Here is a 15,517-nt window from a genome sequence, read left to right as displayed (position 1 = left end):
TTGGAGGAGCATTCGAGCGAAGACGACGAACCAGCGCCTTCGCGGCCTCCTCGTTCGTCGCAGGGAAGAGGACCACATGGCAGAGATGCCGCACGTCGTAATCGTCGGGGGCGGGTTCGCCGGCATCGCCACCTTGAAGGCACTCAAGGACGCCCCGGTCCGCGTGACGCTGATCGACCGCCACATCTACAACATGTTCCAGCCCCTCATGTACCAGGTGGCGACCGGCGGGCTCAACGCCGGCGACGTGACGTACTTCCTGCGGAGCCTGCGCAAGTCGCAGCCCAACGCCAACTTCCAGCATGGCCTGCTGGCCAAGATCGACGACGATGCTCGCAGGATCACGCTGGCCGACGGCGAGGTCATCGCCTACGACGCTCTCGTCCTCGCGAACGGCGTGAACACCAACTACTTCGGCACGCCCGGCGCCAAGGAGTACGCGAAGTCGATGTACTCGCGCTCGCAGGCGCTCCGCATCCGCGACGAGCTGTTCACGCAGCTCGAGAAGGCGGCGCTCCGCGAAGACACCTCCGAGGTGCGCGTCGTGATCGTCGGCGGCGGCTCCACCGGCGTCGAGATGGCCGGCGCGCTCGCCGAGCTGCGCGACCAGGCGCTCATCCACGCCTACCCCGAGATCGACCGCAAGAGCATCACCATCACGCTCGTGCACCGCTCCGGCGAGCTGCTCAAGCCGTTCGCGGCGCGCCTGCGCAAGTACGCGGCGTCGTCCCTCCGCAAGCGCGGCGTCGAGCTCCGCCTGAACACGGGCGTCGCCGAGGTGCAGAAGCACGGCGTCGTGACGGCCGACGGCGAGTTCATCCCCGCCGAGCTCGTCATCTGGGCCACCGGCGTCACGGCCCACGGCGAGGTCAACGACTGGGGGCTCGAGCAGGGCAGCGGCGGGCGGATCGTCGTCGGCTCCGACCTGCGCGTGAAGGGCCACGACCGCATCTTCGCCGTCGGCGACATCGCGCTCACGCCCAAGCCCCTCGACCAGCTCGCCCAGCCGGCCCTGCAGGGCGGGGTGCACGTCGCCGAGCAGATCCAGCGCATCCTCGCCGGCAAGCCCACCAAGAGCTTCAAGTACCACGACCGCGGCACCATGGCGACGATCGGCCGTCACGCCGCCGTCGCCCAGCTGCGCGGCGGGATCACCCTCACCGGCGTGCTCGCCTGGTACACGTGGATCGTCATCCACATCTACAGCCTGCTCGGCAACAGCAACCGCATCACCACGATGGCGCACTTCATCTCGCGCTACGCCTTCTTTGCCTACCGGAAGGCCGTGCCGATCGTCGGCGACGTGCGCCCGGTGCGCAAGCACGGCGACCGCGTCGAGGAGATCCCGGCCACCACTGACGCGCGCGGGTAGGTCCGTGCCCTCCTGGTACGACCGCGCAGAGCGCGATCGTGCCGGGGGCGCGGGCCTACTGGTGCCTGTCTGGCGCCTTTGGCGCGGGTCCGTGCCCTCCTGGTACGCCCGTGCAGGTCGCGATCGTGCCGGGGGCGCGGGCCTGCTGGTGCCTGTCTGGCGCCTTCGGCGCGGGTCCGTGCCCTCCTGGTCCGCCTCGGCCTGCGGCCGGGGCGTGCCGGGGGTGCGGGCCTGCGTCGGCGGCGCGGGCCTGCGTCGGGTCAGAAGAGGGTGGGGGCCGGAGGGTCGGCGGGAGCGGGCGCGCGACGACGGCCGTGCAAGCCGAAGAGATCGCGCGTGGCCGGGCCCGGGACGGGCAGCCCGTGTCGGCGCAGTGAGGCTCGCGCTCGGTCGTACACGAGTTCCTGGTACCCCTTCGACGCGTGCGTACCGCCCGAGTAGAGCCTGCGGTAGCCGTCGAGGAGGTGCGGGCGCTCGCGCTCGATCCAGCTCAGGTAGAGCTCCTTCACGCCCGGCTGCAGGTAGAGCAGCGACGGCAGCACGTTGGTCGCGCCCGCGTCGGCGAGTGCGCCCATCAGGTCGTCGACCTGCTCGGCGGAGTCGGTCAGCCCCGGCAGCAGGGGCGCTGCGAAGACCGTGCAGTCGAGGCCGGCGTCGCGGATCGCGCGGACGGTGGCGAGTCTCGCCGTGGCAGACGGTGTACCCGGCTCGATGGAGGACTGCAGGTCGTCGTCGAGAACGGCGATGGACATGCCCAGCTGCACGTCGACGCGCTCGGACGCTCTCACGAGGCGGTCGAGGTCGCGACGGATGAGGGAGCCCTTCGTGAGGATCGAGAAGTCGACCCCGGCGTCGGCGAGCGCGTCGATGATGCCCGGCATGAGCGCGTACCGGCCCTCGGCCCGCTGGTAGGGGTCGGTGTTCGTGCCCATGGCCACCCGCTCGGGCAGCTCGCGCTTGCGCGCCAGCTCGGAGCGGAGCACCTCGGCGACGTTGGTCTTGACGACGATCTGCGTGTCGAAGTCGTCGCCGAGCCCCATGCCGAGGTGCTCGTGCGTCGGGCGCGCGTAGCAGTAGACGCAGGCGTGGGTGCAGCCGCGGTACGGGTTGATGGTCCACTCGCCGGGCAGCACCTTGGCCGTCATCGGCACGTGATTGAGCGCCGACTTGCTGAGCACCTCGTGGAACGTGATGCCCTGGAACTCGGGCGTGCGGACACTCCGGACGAGCCCGCTGACGCGCTCCAGGCCGGGCAGGGCGCCGGGCGCGCTGGCATCGATGCGCTGACCCGCCCACCGGAGGCCGCTCTGCTGAAGTGCTGCGTCGTTCACGCCGCGACCCTACGGCGACCCACCGACATTCGCGCAGCTCGTGCGCGCGGCTCGAGTCCGCACCACGTCGTGCGCTCCCGCCGGCCAGCGCGGCGAGGTGGCCGTCGGTGTCGGCTCGGGCCCGCGGACCCGACGCCGGGGGCCATCTCGCCGAGTCGCGCGCGGGGGCTGCGCGCCGGCCCGCCCCGTGAGGTGGCCGTCGGTGTCGGCTCGCGCCTGCGGACCCGACGCCGGGGGCCATCTCGCCGAGTAGGGCGCAAGGGCTGCGCGCCGGCCAGCGCCGCGAGGTGGCCGTCGGTGTCGGCTCGCGCCTGCGGACCCGACGCCGGGGGCCATCTCGCCGAGTCGCGCGCGGGGGCTGCGCGCCGGCCAGCGCGGCGAGGTGGCCGTCGGTGTCGGCTCGCGCCTGCGGACCCGACGCCGGGGGCCATCTCGCCGAGTCGCGCGCGGGGGCTGCGCGCACCGACGCAGCTAGAGCGACCCCAGCAGCCGCTCCGCCGCGGCCCGCAGCACGGGCACCTCGGTGCGCGCGGTCTCGAGCACGACGTCGCGCGACTTCGCCGAGTACCGGTGCAGCACGCGGGATCGGATGTGCGAGATCTCCTTCCACGGCACGCTCGGCTCGCGCTTGCGGGTGGCCGACTCGAGCCCGTGGACGGCCTCGCCGATCTCGACCAGCCGCATGCGGATCGCGTCGAACGCGAGGTCGGGGTCGACGCCGTCGCGCGCCAGATAGTCGGCGATGATCTCGCAGGCTGTCACGATCTCGCCGAGGCGGGTGCTGTCGTCGCGGCTCACTGGCCGGCGCCAATCGGGGTCACGTCACTGACTGTAGCGGGCGAGGTGGATGAAGCGGGCCAGAGCCGTGAACACGGTGCGACGGGGAGGTGTCCGAGCGACTACCGTCGTCTACAGGAGCCGGATTCACCGGCCCGACGAGGAGGCACCGTGTTCGAAGCCGAGAACCTGCGCGATTGGATCGGCCTCGCGGTCGTCGACCAGAGCGACGACAAAGTCGGGACGCTCGAGAGCGTCTACTTCGACACGTCCACCGACAAGCCCGCATTCGCCACGGTCGAGTCGGGCGTGCTCGGCGGCAAGAAGCTGATCTTCGTACCGCTCGACGGCGCGGTCGTCGCCCCCAAGCACCTGAAGGTGCAGTTCGGCAAGAAGCTGATCAAGGAGGCCCCGTTCATCGCCACCGACGGCGAGCTGCAGGCCTCTGACGAGCCCGCGATCTTCGCGCACTACGAGCTGCCGTACGCCACGGGCAGCGGCGGCGAGCGTCGGCTCGGGCGGCGCTGACCGCGAGTTCCTGCGCCCGTATCCGACGCAAGAGCGGCCGGCCCGGTGTTCGACGTTAGTCGGATCCCGGACCGGCCGCTCTCTGTTCGCGCCTGGCCCGATCAGCCCGTGTTCTGCAGGCCGGCGGCGATCCCGTTGACGCTGAGCAGCAGGAGGCGGTGGTCGGCGTCGGCCGGGTCTTTCTCGACGGAGCGGCGGATTCCGCGGAGGGCGCGCAGCTGCAGCAGCGACAGCGCGTCGACGTAGGGGCTGCGGAGGCGCACCGCGCGGCTCAGGACGGGCCGGCCGCCGAGCACGTCGTCGGAGCCGCTCGTCGCGAGCACCCACTGGCGGGTGAGCGCCATCTCGTCCATGACGGCAGCCGTGAGGTCGTCGCGATCGGCGAGGGCGAGGTACTGGCGGGCGATGGTCTCGTCCGTCTTGGCCAGCGACATCTCGACGTTCTTGATCATCGCGGCGAACAGCGGCCAGTTCGCGAAGGCATCGCGCAGGATCTCGACATCGCCGACGGCGGCCAGCGCCGAGCCGAGTCCGTACCAGCCGGCGAGATTGATCCGCGCCTGCGACCAGGCGAACACCCAGGGGATGGCGCGGAGGTCTTCGAGCGACGACACCGACAGGCCGCGGCGGGCCGGGCGGGAGCCGAGGGCGAGGAGGCCGATCTCCTCCATCGGGGTGACCTGCGCGAACCACTGCGCGAAGCCGTCGGCCTTGACCAGGCCGAAGAAGCGCTCGCGCGAGGCGGCGTCCATCGTCTCGGCCAGGGCGCCGTAGCGTGTGGCGGCGTCGGCGTTGAGCTTCTCGTTCGACGGGCTCGACGCCATCAGGGTCGCGGCCGCCATCTGCTCGATGTGGCGGGCGGCGATGGTCTTGTTGCCGTACTGGGCGAAGATGACCTCGCCCTGCTCCGTGATCTTGAAGCGGCCGGCGACCGATCCGGGCGGCTGCGCCATCACGGCCTCGTTGGCCGGCCCGCCGCCGCGGCCCATCGCACCGCCGCGGCCGTGGAAGAGGGTGAGCTCGATGTCGTTCTCGGCGGCCCAGTCCGAGATGCGGGCCTGCGCGTCGTAGAGCGCGAACGTCGCCGAGACCGGCCCGACGTCTTTCGACGAGTCGGAGTAGCCCAGCATGACCTCGACCGTGCGGCCGGTCGCGTCGAGCCGCTCGCGGTACGACGGCGACTCGAGGATCTCGGTGAGAATGCGCGTGCTGTTGTCGAGGTCGGCGAACGTCTCGAACAGGGGGATGACGTCGAGGACGGGTGCGGCCTCCTTCGATCCGAGCGCCGCCTCGGCGAGCGAGAAGACGTTCTCGAGGTCGTCGGACGACTGCGTGAACGACACGATGTAGCGAGCGGCTCCGCGGCGGCCGAAGCGCTCCTGCAGGCCCTTGATCGTCTTGAAGACCTCGAGCACCTCGGTGGTCATCTCGCTCAGCTCGCCGCCGGCGCGGATCTCGGCCAGGGCCGTGCGGTGCACCTGCGAGTGCTGGCGCACCTCGAGCTCGGCCAGGTGGAAGCCGAACGTCTCGACCTGCCAGACGAGGTTCTGGAGCTCGCCGTTCGCGGCGCGGTGGGCGCCGGCCGCGCGGAGCGACGCCTGGATCGTGCGGATCTCGTCGAGCAGGACCTCGGGCGAGCCGTAGGCCAGGGGGCCGCCCTTGCGGGTGGCGCGGATGCGGGCGGCGATGAAGAGCAGCACTCGGCGGTGCGTCTCGCCGGGGGAGCGGATGCCGATCCGGCTCGCGAGGGCCTCGTCGAGGGCGTGCTGCGAGTCGGCCAGGGCCTGGAGCCCGGCGTCGGGCGGGGTGTCGGCCTCGTCGAGCGTGAGGGTCGAGCCGATGCGCGAAGCGGCCCGCGAGAGGCCCAGCAGGACGTGCTCCGAGGCGATCTCGGCGGCCTGCCGGGTGACATCGGCCGTGACGTGCGGGTTGCCGTCGCGGTCGCCGCCGATCCAGCTCGAGAGGCGCAGGAAGGCGGGGGCCACCGGCGGGGTCGAGCCGGCCGCGTCGCCCTGGAGGCGGTCGTCGAGCAGGCGGTAGACGCGAGGCACGATCTCGAACAGGGTCTGGTCGAACACGTTCATCGCCGTGCGGACCTCGTCGAGCGGGGTCGGGCGGGTCGTGCGGATGGGCGACGTGCGCCAGAGCGTGTCGACCTCCTCGAGCAGGCGACGCTCGATGTCGCCGGTCTCGATGTCGTTCTGACTCGAGTCGCGGGCCTCGAGCAGATCGCTGATGCGGCGGATGGCCGACGCCACGGCGCGGCGGCGGGCCTCGGTCGGGTGCGCGGTCAGCACCGGCTGGAAGCGGAGGTTCTGCAGGCGGTCGGCCGCGGCCTCCGCGCCGACCTCCTCGGTGAGCTGGTCGAGCGTCGCCGGCAGCGAGTCCGACGCGTCGCCGGCCGCCGAGCCGCGGCGCTTGAGGACGCGCACGCGGTGGTGCTCCTCGGCGAGGTTCGACAGGTGGAAGTAGCAGGTGAAGGCGCGGGCGACCTGCTCCGCGCGCTCCTGGTCGAGGTCGTCGACGAAGCCCTGGGCGGTCTCGACGGCCTCCTGGCCCTCGTAGGCGCCGATGACCGCGAGGCGGACGCGCTCGACGTCGGCGAACAGACCCTCGCCGCCCGACTCGCGGAGCACGCGGCCGAGCAGGTTGCCGAGATAGCTGACGTCTTCGCGCAGATGGGCGTCGACGGCCTCGCGGATGTCGTCGCGGCTCGAGCCGGGCTGGCGACGGGCACCTTCGAACGTGGTCATGGCAGATCCCTTCGGAGGTGTCGGGTGGTCACCCTCAATAGTTACCAGAGTTTGGCAGACCGTTACGCCGCGAGAAGCCGTGTTCCAGGTGTGACATTCTGTGTGCATGGAACCGTACTTCCGCCCCTTCGCCGCGCTCGGCCTCGTCCTCCTGCTCGCCGGGTGCACGACGGGCGCAGGAACCCGGGGGCGTCCCCTCGGCGCCTACCTCGGGTCCCCGCTCGCCGCCGTCGACCAGTCGGTCGCTCGGCCGGCGCAGATGCGGCTCGTCGACCGCGGCGACCTGCTCGGCGCGCTCACCGTGCCCGAACCCGCCACCGCCGGATCCGCGCCCTGGACGGTCGTCGCCCTCTGCGCCGACGCCCCGCACCTGCCGTCCGCCCGCCGCGTGTCGGCCGCCGTGGTCCGCACCGGCGATCTCGACGCCCGCCTGCTCGAGCAGGTGCAGCTCGGCGTCTTCGCGGACGCCGTCGAGTGCGGCCCCGGCGAGACCCGCGCGATCCCGTGACGGGGCTAGCGGAGGCGGCCGAGCACCCGCCGCACGATCGCGTCCTTGCGCGCTGTGAACGGCGGGTAGGCCACGCGCAGCGTGTCGGGGTGCAGCGGCTTCGACAGCACGGCCTTCTCATGGCTGAACGTCACCAGGCCGCGCTCGCCGTGGTACGCGCCCATGCCGCTGGCGCCCACCCCGCCGAACGGCAGCCCGGGCACGGCGAGATGAGCCGACGGAGCCCCGAACGACACCGCGCCCGACGAGGTCTCGCGGAGGAGGCGGCGGCGCGCGCCGGCCGATTCCGTGAACGCGTAGAGGGCGAGGGGCTTCGCGCCCGCGCGGATGTGGGCGATGGCCCCGTCGAGGTCGGGCACCTCGACGACGGGGAGGATCGGGCCGAAGATCTCCTGCTGCATCACCGGGTCCGTCGGGCGGATGCCGGTGAGGACGGTCGGCGGGAAGAAGCGCGACGAGCGGTCGGGCTCGCCGACGGCGGCCGCGGTTCCTGCGCCCATCAGCCCTTCGAGCCGTTCGAACTGGGAGTCGGAGACGATCCTCCCGTAGCTGTCGCTCTGCGCCGGGTCGGCGCCGTAGAACTGACGCACCGACTGCCCGACGAAGTCGACGAGCCGCTTCGTCAGGTCGGGCGTCGTCAGCACGTAGTCGGGCGCGACGCAGGTCTGGCCGGCGTTCATGAACTTGCCCCAGGCGATCCGCCGCGCGGCCGCGCGCAGGTCGGTGGAGCCGTCGACCCACACCGGCGACTTGCCGCCGAGCTCCAGCGTCGTCGGGGTCAGGTGCTCCGCCGCCGCCCGGGCGACGATGCGGCCGACGCGCTCGCCGCCGGTGAAGAAGATGTGGTCGAAGCGCTCGCGCAGCAGCTCGGTGGTCTCGTCGGCGCCGCCGGTGACCACGGCGACGGCCTCTGGCAGGAACTCCGGCAGAAGCGAGTGCAGCACGGCCGCCGTGGCCGGCGCCAGCTCGCTCGGCTTCAGCACCGCCGTGTTGCCGGCTGCCAGAGCGGCCACCAGCGGGTCGAGGCTGAGCTGCACCGGGTAGTTCCAGGGCGCGATGATCAGGACGACTCCCAGCGGCTCCCTCACCACGGTCGCCGTGGCGGGGGCCACCAGCAGCGGCACGGGGTGCCGCTTCGGCTTGAGCCACGACCGCAGGTGCCTCAGGGCGTGATCGATCTCGGCGACCACGACGTCGATCTCGGTGAGCCGCGCCTCGTCGGGATGCTTGCGGAGGTCGTCGTGCAGGGCGCGCTCGAAGTCGGCTCCGCGGTCGACGAGCATGCGCCGGAGGGCTCGGAGCTGGGCGAGCCGCCAGTCGAGGGGTGCCGTGACACGCGAGTCGAAGGTGGCGCGCAGGCGGGCGACGGTGTCAGCGGCTTCGGTCATGCCCCATCCTGGCACCGGCCGCACCGGCTACGCGGCCCGTACGCGGGCATGCGGCGCCTCGGATCAGCTGCTCGCGCGGCGGAGGCGGGTCACCAGGGCGGCGCCGACCAGCAGGAGCGCCGCGGCTGACGTCGCCATGGTGACGCCGCCGACCACGGCCGGCCGAATGTCGACGGAGAGCAGAAGGCCGAGCCCGGTCGTGCTGCCCCCGATGGCGACGCAGGCGACCATGCCCGCTGTCCACCACGCCCAGGAGGCTCCCCGTGCGTCGGTGGTCGTCGGCGCGCGGCGAAGCCATCGAGCGCCGAGAGCTCCGAGCCCGGCGAGACCTGCGAGTGACAATGCGTACTGCAGCCACTGGTGAGCGGGGAGTCCGACGACCTCCGCTCTGAGGGCCGGCAGGGCGACGACGGCCGCTCCGGACGCGTGCGTGAAGGAGTCCCAGGCGAGGTGGCTCGCGACGCCCACCACGCAGCCCGCGACCAGGATCGCCGGAGGCGCGGCGGCCGTCCGGCCGGGGACGCGCCGCGCCAGAGGGCGGGGGAGCAGTCGAGGCAGGACCGGGACCAGCACGATGCGCCAGATCACGAGCAGCCCCAGTGCGATCGGGAGGGACGCCCAGATCGCACCGAGGGCGGAGTGCGTGATGTCGTAGTCGAGCCAGCGCGCGAACAGCGGAAGATCGGGCGCCATGGCGCCGCACGCCACGGCTGCGAGGGGCAGCCCCGCCCGGGCGAGCAGGGGAGCGATGATCGCGTGGCTGAGCGTGTACGGCATCGTCGTATTTTACATTCGCGAGCCCGGAGAGGGAGCTGCCAGCCAGGGGGCGGCGGCGGCGGTGGGGGCTGCGGGCTCGGCCGAGTGTCAGAAGGCGAGCAGGTTCTCCTTGAAGGTGCCGAACTCGTACTCGGTGCGGGCGAGACCACGCCGCTGCATCTCGGGTACGAGGCCGTCGACGATCTCGGCGACCGACTGGCGGCTCAGTGCGCCCGAGAACAGGAAGCCGTCGCCGCCGACCTCCTCCATGACCTCCTCCATCTGCCTCGCGACGGTCGCCGGCGAGCCGACGAACGGCACGGCGTTCAGCGACGGCATCGAGGCGAGCTCGCGCAGGGTCGCATCGGGCTTGCCCTTCTTCAGGAACGCCTCGAGCGTGGTGCGGTGCCCGTTCGTCGTGATCGCGGGCGGCACCTCGTCGAGCGCGAACTGCGTGAAGTCGACGTTGGTGAGGGCGCTCAGGTGGGCGAGCGCGAGCTCGAGGCCGGCGTCGCTCGGCACGGCGCGGCGAGCGGCCTTCGCCTGGGCGAGCTCGTCGGTCTCGTCGAGTACGGGCGTGACGACGTAGAGCACCTTGATGTCGTCGGGGTTCCGCCCCGCCGTAACGGCCTTCTGGCGGATGTCGTCGCGGTACTGCTTCATCTCGGCCACGCCGGTGGCCGAGCAGATGATCGTGTTGGCGTGCTTCGCGGCGAATGCGCGGCCCCGGGGGCTGCCGCCGGCCTGGCAGAGCGCGGGCTGACGCTGCGGGCCGGGCATCGCGTTGAGCGGACCGCGCACTTTGAAGAAGGCGCCCTCGTGGTGGATGGGGTGCACCTTCGTGTGGTCGGCGAAGACGCCGGTCTCGCGATCGCGGACGAGCGCGCCCTCGTCCCACGAGTCCCACAGCTTTTTCACGACGCCGACGTACTCGTCGGCCATCTCGTAGCGCTGATCGTGCTCGTAGAGCTCGTCGAGGCCGAAGTTCTGGGCGGCGAGGTCCTCGCTCGAGGTGACGACGTTCCAGCCGATCCGGCCGTGCGTGAGGTTGTCGAGGGTGGCGTACAGGCGGGCCAGGATGAAGGGTGGGTAGAAGCTCGTCGACGCGGTCGCGACCAGGCCGATCCGGTCGGTGTGCTCGCCCAGCTTCGCCATGAGCGGCAGCGGATCCTGCTTCGGGGCGTACATGTTGTACTTGAGGTCGGTCGCCATCGAGCCGCCGTGGACGTCCGACACCATCAGGGAGTCCTCGAACATCACGTAGTCGAACTTCGCCCGCTCCATGGCGCGGACGATGTCGACGTAGAAGTCGCCGTCGATCCAGTCCTCGCCGTTGGTCCCGTCGAACGGGCCGAGCCACGAGGGCGACGAGAAGTTCAAAAACCAGGCGAGGTGCAGTTTCTTGGGCATGCCTGGACGCTATGCGGGGCGTATTTCGCCTCCGAGTCGCCCGCGTCTCGCTTCATTTCGCAGGGGCGGCGCAATCGGCGCGCAATACGCCGCCCCTACCGTCGGGGCATGACCGAGACGACGACACTCATCCGCACCCTGCCCGACGACGCCGCTCGCGCGGGGAGCGTCGCCTGGACCATCGACGACGGCACGAACGCGGAGTCGATCCGCCGCCTCGCTCTGTTCGCCGCGGAGACGGGGACGCGGATGACGATCTTCCCGGTCGGCAGCTACCCCGGCTGGACCGAGCATGCCGAGCTCTTCGCGCCGCTCGTCGAGTCCGGCCAGATCCAGGTCGGCAACCACACCTGGTCGCACACCGAGCTGACGACGCTCACCGACGAGCAGATCGTCGACGAGCTGGAGCGCAACGAGGCGCACTTCGTCGGCCTCTGGGGCGTGTCGACGAAGCCGTACTTCCGTCCGCCGAACGGCCCGCGCGACGAGCGGACCGACGCCGCCGCAGCGAGCGCCGGCTGGACCCGCCAGGTGATGTGGTCCGGCCTCCTCGCGGAGGGGCCGGCGAAGGGGGCGCAGGAACTCCTCGCCTCCGTCGACACCGAGTTCGCCCCGGGAGCCGTCGTCATCGGCCACGTCAACTACGAGGCCATGCAGGAGGTCCTGCCCGACGTGCTGGCCAGGCTGACCGCCGCGGGCCTGGCGTCGGTCACCATTCGCGACGCCTTCGGCGCCTGACCTCGGGCTCACGCCTCCGACGTGAGCCGCTGCTTGAACGTGCCGGACGGCTGCACCGTCCGCACCAGACCGCGCCGCTGCAGCTCGGGCACGAGCCCGTCGCAGATCTGGTTGATGTAGCGGCGGGTCAGCATTCCGCCGCCGCCGGCGAACAGCAGGAACCCGTCCCCGCCGACCTCCTCGAACACCCGCTGCATCTCGTCGGCGACGGTCGCCGGTGTGCCCGCGAGCGGCACCGCCTCGAACTCGTCCGACGCCGCGGCCTCGCGCAGCGTGCGATCGCCCGCCCACTTGCGGAAGGCATTGGTGATGCTCTTGCTCGAGTCCGTCACGATGTCCGGGAACTTCTCGTCGAGCGGGAACTGCGCCATGTCGATCTCGTCCGACATCATCAGGAGGCGGCGTCTCGCGCGCTCGTCCGTGATCTGGAAGCGCTCCTCGCGTCGGCGCCGCGCGAGCTCGTCGGTCGCCTCGACGAAGGGCGAGATCATGTACAGGATCCGCACGTCGTCGGGGTTGCGGCCGAACTCGACGGCCTTCGCCCGCACCTCGTCGCGGTAGTCGCGCATCTCGTCGACGCCCTTGGCGCTCGACACGATCGTGTCGGCGTACTTCGCGGCGAACGAGCGCCCGACCGAGCTCCCGCCGGCCTGGAAGATCGGCGGCCTGCCCTGCAGCGGCGGCAGGGCGTTGAGCGGTCCGCGGACGTCGAAGTGCGGGCCGTGGTGATCGATCGTGTGCACCTTGGTCGAGTCGACGTAGGTGCCGGTGGCGCGGTCCATGACCACGGCGTCGGCGTCCCACGACGTCCACAGCTTCTGCACGACCTCGACGAACTCCTCGGCGATCTCGTACCGGGTGTCGTGCGCGGGCAGCTCGTCCATGCCGAAGTTCCTGCCCGCGAGCTTGCCGCCCGACACCACGACGTTCCAGCCGACCCGGCCGTCCGTCAGGTGGTCGAGCGTCGTGAGCAGCCGCGCCAGCAGGAACGGCTGGTAGAAGCTCGTCGACATCGTCGCGACGAAGCCGAGGTGCTCGGTCGCCGCCGCCAGCAGCGGGATCAGGGGAAGCGGGTCGCTCTTCGGCGCTCGGACGGTGAACTTGAGCTCGGCCTCGGCCGAGCCGCCGTAGACGTCCGAGATGTAGGTGCTGTCCTCCAGCATCATGCAGTCGAAGCCGGCGCGGTCGAGCGACCTCGCCATGTCGACGAAGAAGTCGCCGTTCATCCACTCGTCGCCGGTGGTACCCGACCACGGCTGGTTCCACGCCGGGGTCAGGAAGTTGATGAACCAGCCCAGTCGCATCCGCGTCGTCGGCGTGCTCGGCATCAGAAGGACCTCAGATTCTCTCGGAAGGTGGCGCCCTGGGGCAGGTAGTCGCTGCGGGTCAGGCCGCGGCGCTGGAGCTCAGGAACGAGGCCGTCGACGATCTCGCCGATGTAGGTGCGCGTCATCGGCCCCGACATCAGGAAGCCGTCGCCTCCGACGTATCCCATGACCTCCTCCATTCGGTCGGCGACCGACTCGACGCTGCCGACGAGGTCGACGGCGCTGATGCTCCAGCCGGCGGCGACCTCGCGGAGGGTGCGGCCGTCGTCGCCGAGCTTCAGGAACTCCGAGAGCGTCGTGCGGTGGCCGTTGGTGGTGATGTCCTGCGTCACGGGCGCGTCGAGGTCGAACTGGGAGAAGTCCACCTCGGTGAGCGCGCTCAGGTGAGCGAGGGCCTTCTCGACGTTCGTCTCAGCCTGCGCTTTCGAGGAGGCCTGGAGTTCCTGCGCCTCGGCATCGCTGGCAGCGACGAGGGGGCTCACGATGAAGAGCACCTTGATGTCGTCGGGGTCGCGCCCGGCCTCGGCGGCCAGGCGGCGGATGTCGTCGCGGAACTCCTTCATGCGCTCGGGGCCGCGCGACTGGGCGATGATCGTGTCGGCGTGCTCGGCCGCGAAGCGCTTGCCGCGCGGGCTTCCGCCGGCCTGGCAGATCACCGGCCTGCGCTGCGGGCCGGGCACCGTGTTGAGCGGGCCGCGCACCGAGTAGTACTCGCCGGAGTGGTCGATCGTGTGGACCTTGGTGTGGTCGACGTACCTGCCCGTCTCGCGGTCCTGGATGATGGCGCCGTCGTCCCAGGAGTTCCAGAGCGCGTCGACGACCTGCACGAACTCGTCGGCCCGGTCGTAGCGGCCGTCGTGCTCCTGCAGCTTGGTGCGGCCGTAGTTCTGGGCTGCGCGGTCCTCGCTGGAGGTCACGATGTTCCAGCCGGCGCGGCCGCGGCTCAGGTGGTCGAGCGTGGTCATGGTGCGGGCCAGCTGGTAGGGCGGGTAGAAGCTCGTCGACGCCGTCGCCACGATCCCGAGGCTCGTCGTCACCGCGGCGAGAAGCGGGACGAGAGCGAGGGGGTCGTGCTTCGGGGCGTACAGGTGGTGCTTCAGGTCGGCGCGCGACGACCCCTCGTAGGCGTCGGACACCATCGAGCTGTCCTCGAGCATGATGTAGTCGAAGCGAGCGCGCTCCAGGGCCTGGGCGAGGTCCTGGTAGAACCTGCCGTTCGCCCAGGTCTCGCCGTTGTGGCCGGAGAACTGGCCCTCCCACGGAGGCGGGGCGAAGTTGGTGAACCAGCCCAGGTGGAACATGTCGGTCACGGATCGGCCTCTCAGAACGCTCGGAGGTTGTTCTTGAACGTGGTGTCGGCGTAGCCGTCGCGGATCAGGCCGCGGCGGCGGAGCTCGGGGGCGAGGTCGCCCGCGAAGTCGGCGACGGCGCGCGGCGTCACCGACGACCCGATCAGGAATCCGTCGCCGCCCACCTCCTCCATCACGGCCTCCATCTGGTCGGCCGCGGTCGCCGGCGAGCCGACGATCGTCAGGCTCGGGGGCAGCTGGGTCGCGATCTCGCGCAGCGTCAGGTGCTCGCGGCCTTTAAAGAACGCGTCGGTCGTGGTCCGGGCGGCGTTCGTCTCGAACGCCGGGACCGGCTGGTCGAGGTCGAACGCGGCGAAGTCGATGCCCGAGGCGAACGACATGCGGGCCAGGGTCTTCGAGACGTCGGACTCCGCTTCTGCCTGCTTGCGCCGCTGGAGCTCGAGGGCGTCGTCGTGGGTGTCGCCGATGATGAAGTCGGTCAGGAACATGACCTTGACGTCGTCGGGGTTGCGGCCGTGGGCCGCGACGCGGGCGCGGATGTCTTTGCGGTACTCCGTCATCCACTCGACGGTGCCGCTGGGGGCGACGATCGTGTCGGCGTAGGTCGACGCGAACTCGCGGCCGACGGGGGAGCCGCCGGCCTGGCAGATGACCGGGAGGCGCTGCGGGCCGGGCGGGGCGTTGAGGGGTCCGCGCGTCGAGAAGTAGGTGCCCTCGTAGTCGACCTGGTGGATCTTCGTGTGGTCGGCGTAGACGCCGGCCTCCACGTCGTCCAGGACGGCGTCGTCGTCCCACGAGGTCAGTAGCGCCGTGACGGCCTTGGCCCAGTCGGTCGCGATCGCGTAGCGCTCGTCGTGCGGGTACTGCTTGTCGAGGCCGTAGTTCTGCGCGGTGCGGTCGTTGTGGCTGGTGACCAGGTTGAAGCCGACGCGGCCGTGCGACAGGTGGTCGAGCGTCGTCATGAGGCGAGCCGCGAGGAACGGCGGGTAGAACGTCGTCGTCATCGTGGCGATGATGCCGATGTGCTCCGTCGCCTGCGCGAGCAGCGGCACCAGGGCCATCGGGTCGTGCTTGGGCGCCGCGAAGGTGGTCGACAGCGAGTACTCCATCGACGAGCCGAAGGCGTCGGGGATGAAGCTGCCGTCCTCGATCATCATGTAGTCGAAGCCGGCGCGCTCCAGGGCCCTGGCGAAGTCGACGTAGGCGTCCGGGTTCGGGAAGTAGTTGCCGCGGTCGCTGTGGCCTTCGTTCCAGCCCTGCGGGTAGTAGCTGAGGAACCATCCAAGGTGGAACACGGGGGTGTCCTTTCGGGTCGGCG

The 15,517-nt window shown here is 71.1% G+C and carries 13 protein-coding genes; 4 read left to right on the top strand and 9 right to left on the bottom strand.

All coding sequences use genetic code 11. The features are described 5' to 3' along the window. Positions 1–76: 76 nt before the first annotated feature. Positions 77–1,372 (top strand): NAD(P)/FAD-dependent oxidoreductase, encoded by a 1,296-nt coding sequence (locus EDF46_RS06695; RefSeq protein WP_199738225.1) that lies wholly within the window; start codon positions 77–79, stop codon positions 1,370–1,372. A gap of 260 nt (positions 1,373–1,632) precedes the next feature. Here the strand turns inward: EDF46_RS06695 and EDF46_RS06690 are convergent, their stop codons facing one another. Together EDF46_RS06690 and EDF46_RS06685 are read right to left on the bottom strand one after the other, a co-directional pair. Next, positions 1,633–2,703 carry an Rv2578c family radical SAM protein gene (locus EDF46_RS06690; protein WP_123505505.1) on the bottom strand — a complete coding sequence of 357 codons (1,071 nt, stop codon included), beginning with the start codon at positions 2,701–2,703 and terminating at the stop codon, positions 1,633–1,635. A 471-nt stretch (positions 2,704–3,174) separates the two neighbouring features. Further along, positions 3,175–3,501 carry a DUF86 domain-containing protein gene (locus EDF46_RS06685; RefSeq protein ID WP_123505504.1) on the bottom strand — a complete coding sequence of 109 codons (327 nt, stop codon included), beginning with the start codon at positions 3,499–3,501 and terminating at the stop codon, positions 3,175–3,177. Positions 3,502–3,651: 150 nt separating this feature from the next. Here EDF46_RS06685 and EDF46_RS06680 point away from each other — a divergent pair, with 150 nt between their 5' ends. Continuing rightward, positions 3,652–4,008 (top strand): PRC-barrel domain-containing protein, encoded by a 357-nt coding sequence (locus EDF46_RS06680; RefSeq protein WP_123505503.1) that lies wholly within the window; start codon positions 3,652–3,654, stop codon positions 4,006–4,008. A gap of 101 nt (positions 4,009–4,109) precedes the next feature. On the opposite strand, the gene EDF46_RS06675 is transcribed toward EDF46_RS06680, so the two are convergent. Further along, a complete protein-coding gene (locus tag EDF46_RS06675) occupies positions 4,110–6,761 on the bottom strand; it encodes a phosphoenolpyruvate carboxylase (protein WP_123505502.1) in 2,652 nt (883 codons plus the stop codon). A 106-nt stretch (positions 6,762–6,867) separates the two neighbouring features. Here EDF46_RS06675 and EDF46_RS06670 point away from each other — a divergent pair, with 106 nt between their 5' ends. Further along, the gene (locus EDF46_RS06670; RefSeq protein ID WP_123505501.1) at positions 6,868–7,269 is read left to right on the top strand and encodes a hypothetical protein; all 402 of its coding nucleotides are present in this window, start codon (positions 6,868–6,870) and stop codon (positions 7,267–7,269) included. 5 nt (positions 7,270–7,274) lie between these two features. On the opposite strand, the gene EDF46_RS06665 is transcribed toward EDF46_RS06670, so the two are convergent. The 3 genes from EDF46_RS06665 to EDF46_RS06655 all read right to left on the bottom strand — a co-directional run bounded on the left by EDF46_RS06665 (position 7,275) and on the right by EDF46_RS06655 (position 10,823). After that, on the bottom strand, positions 7,275–8,657 hold the full coding sequence (locus tag EDF46_RS06665; protein WP_123505500.1) for an aldehyde dehydrogenase family protein: 1,383 nt from the start codon (positions 8,655–8,657) through the stop codon (positions 7,275–7,277). 63 nt (positions 8,658–8,720) lie between these two features. Beyond that, positions 8,721–9,434, bottom strand: a complete 714-nt coding sequence (locus EDF46_RS06660; RefSeq protein ID WP_123505499.1) for a DUF4184 family protein — start codon at positions 9,432–9,434, stop codon at positions 8,721–8,723. 87 nt (positions 9,435–9,521) lie between these two features. Then, the gene (locus EDF46_RS06655; RefSeq protein WP_123505498.1) at positions 9,522–10,823 is read right to left on the bottom strand and encodes an NtaA/DmoA family FMN-dependent monooxygenase; all 1,302 of its coding nucleotides are present in this window, start codon (positions 10,821–10,823) and stop codon (positions 9,522–9,524) included. Between the two features lie 108 nt (positions 10,824–10,931). Between EDF46_RS06655 and EDF46_RS06650 the strand changes: the two genes are divergently transcribed. After that, the gene (locus EDF46_RS06650; RefSeq protein WP_123505497.1) at positions 10,932–11,561 is read left to right on the top strand and encodes a polysaccharide deacetylase family protein; all 630 of its coding nucleotides are present in this window, start codon (positions 10,932–10,934) and stop codon (positions 11,559–11,561) included. A gap of 8 nt (positions 11,562–11,569) precedes the next feature. Here EDF46_RS06650 and EDF46_RS06645 read toward each other — a convergent pair whose 3' ends face one another. From EDF46_RS06645 to EDF46_RS06635, 3 genes are read right to left on the bottom strand one after another with little or no spacing between them, the layout of a single operon-like run. Continuing rightward, entirely contained in the window at positions 11,570–12,889 is a 1,320-nt protein-coding gene (locus EDF46_RS06645) for an NtaA/DmoA family FMN-dependent monooxygenase (RefSeq protein ID WP_199738224.1), read from the bottom strand. Continuing rightward, on the bottom strand, positions 12,889–14,190 hold the full coding sequence (locus tag EDF46_RS06640) for an NtaA/DmoA family FMN-dependent monooxygenase (RefSeq protein WP_123505904.1): 1,302 nt from the start codon (positions 14,188–14,190) through the stop codon (positions 12,889–12,891). The genes EDF46_RS06645 and EDF46_RS06640 overlap by 1 nt, the downstream gene beginning before the upstream one ends. A gap of 20 nt (positions 14,191–14,210) precedes the next feature. Beyond that, positions 14,211–15,494, bottom strand: coding sequence for an NtaA/DmoA family FMN-dependent monooxygenase (locus EDF46_RS06635; protein ID WP_123505496.1), 1,284 nt, complete (start codon positions 15,492–15,494; stop codon positions 14,211–14,213). Between the last annotated feature and the right edge of the window lie 23 nt (positions 15,495–15,517).

This window comes from Frondihabitans sp. PhB188, assembly GCF_003752365.1.
Classification (GTDB): domain Bacteria; phylum Actinomycetota; class Actinomycetes; order Actinomycetales; family Microbacteriaceae; genus Frondihabitans.
Note: the sequence above shows the minus strand (reverse complement) of the source record. Positions and strands in the feature narration are given on the sequence as shown.

Bases quoted from the DNA above. Each gene is read 5' to 3' on its own strand.
- EDF46_RS06695 (WP_199738225.1), top strand. From the start codon at position 77: ATGGCAGAGATGCCGCACGTCGTAATCGTCGGGGGCGGGTTCGCCGGC.
- EDF46_RS06675 (WP_123505502.1), bottom strand. From the start codon at position 6,761: ATGACCACGTTCGAAGGTGCCCGTCGCCAGCCCGGCTCGAGCCGCGAC.
- EDF46_RS06670 (WP_123505501.1), top strand. From the start codon at position 6,868: ATGGAACCGTACTTCCGCCCCTTCGCCGCGCTCGGCCTCGTCCTCCTG.
- EDF46_RS06665 (WP_123505500.1), bottom strand. From the start codon at position 8,657: ATGACCGAAGCCGCTGACACCGTCGCCCGCCTGCGCGCCACCTTCGAC.
- EDF46_RS06660 (WP_123505499.1), bottom strand. From the start codon at position 9,434: ATGCCGTACACGCTCAGCCACGCGATCATCGCTCCCCTGCTCGCCCGG.
- EDF46_RS06655 (WP_123505498.1), bottom strand. From the start codon at position 10,823: ATGCCCAAGAAACTGCACCTCGCCTGGTTTTTGAACTTCTCGTCGCCC.
- EDF46_RS06650 (WP_123505497.1), top strand. From the start codon at position 10,932: ATGACCGAGACGACGACACTCATCCGCACCCTGCCCGACGACGCCGCT.
- EDF46_RS06645 (WP_199738224.1), bottom strand. From the start codon at position 12,889: ATGCCGAGCACGCCGACGACGCGGATGCGACTGGGCTGGTTCATCAAC.
- EDF46_RS06640 (WP_123505904.1), bottom strand. From the start codon at position 14,190: ATGTTCCACCTGGGCTGGTTCACCAACTTCGCCCCGCCTCCGTGGGAG.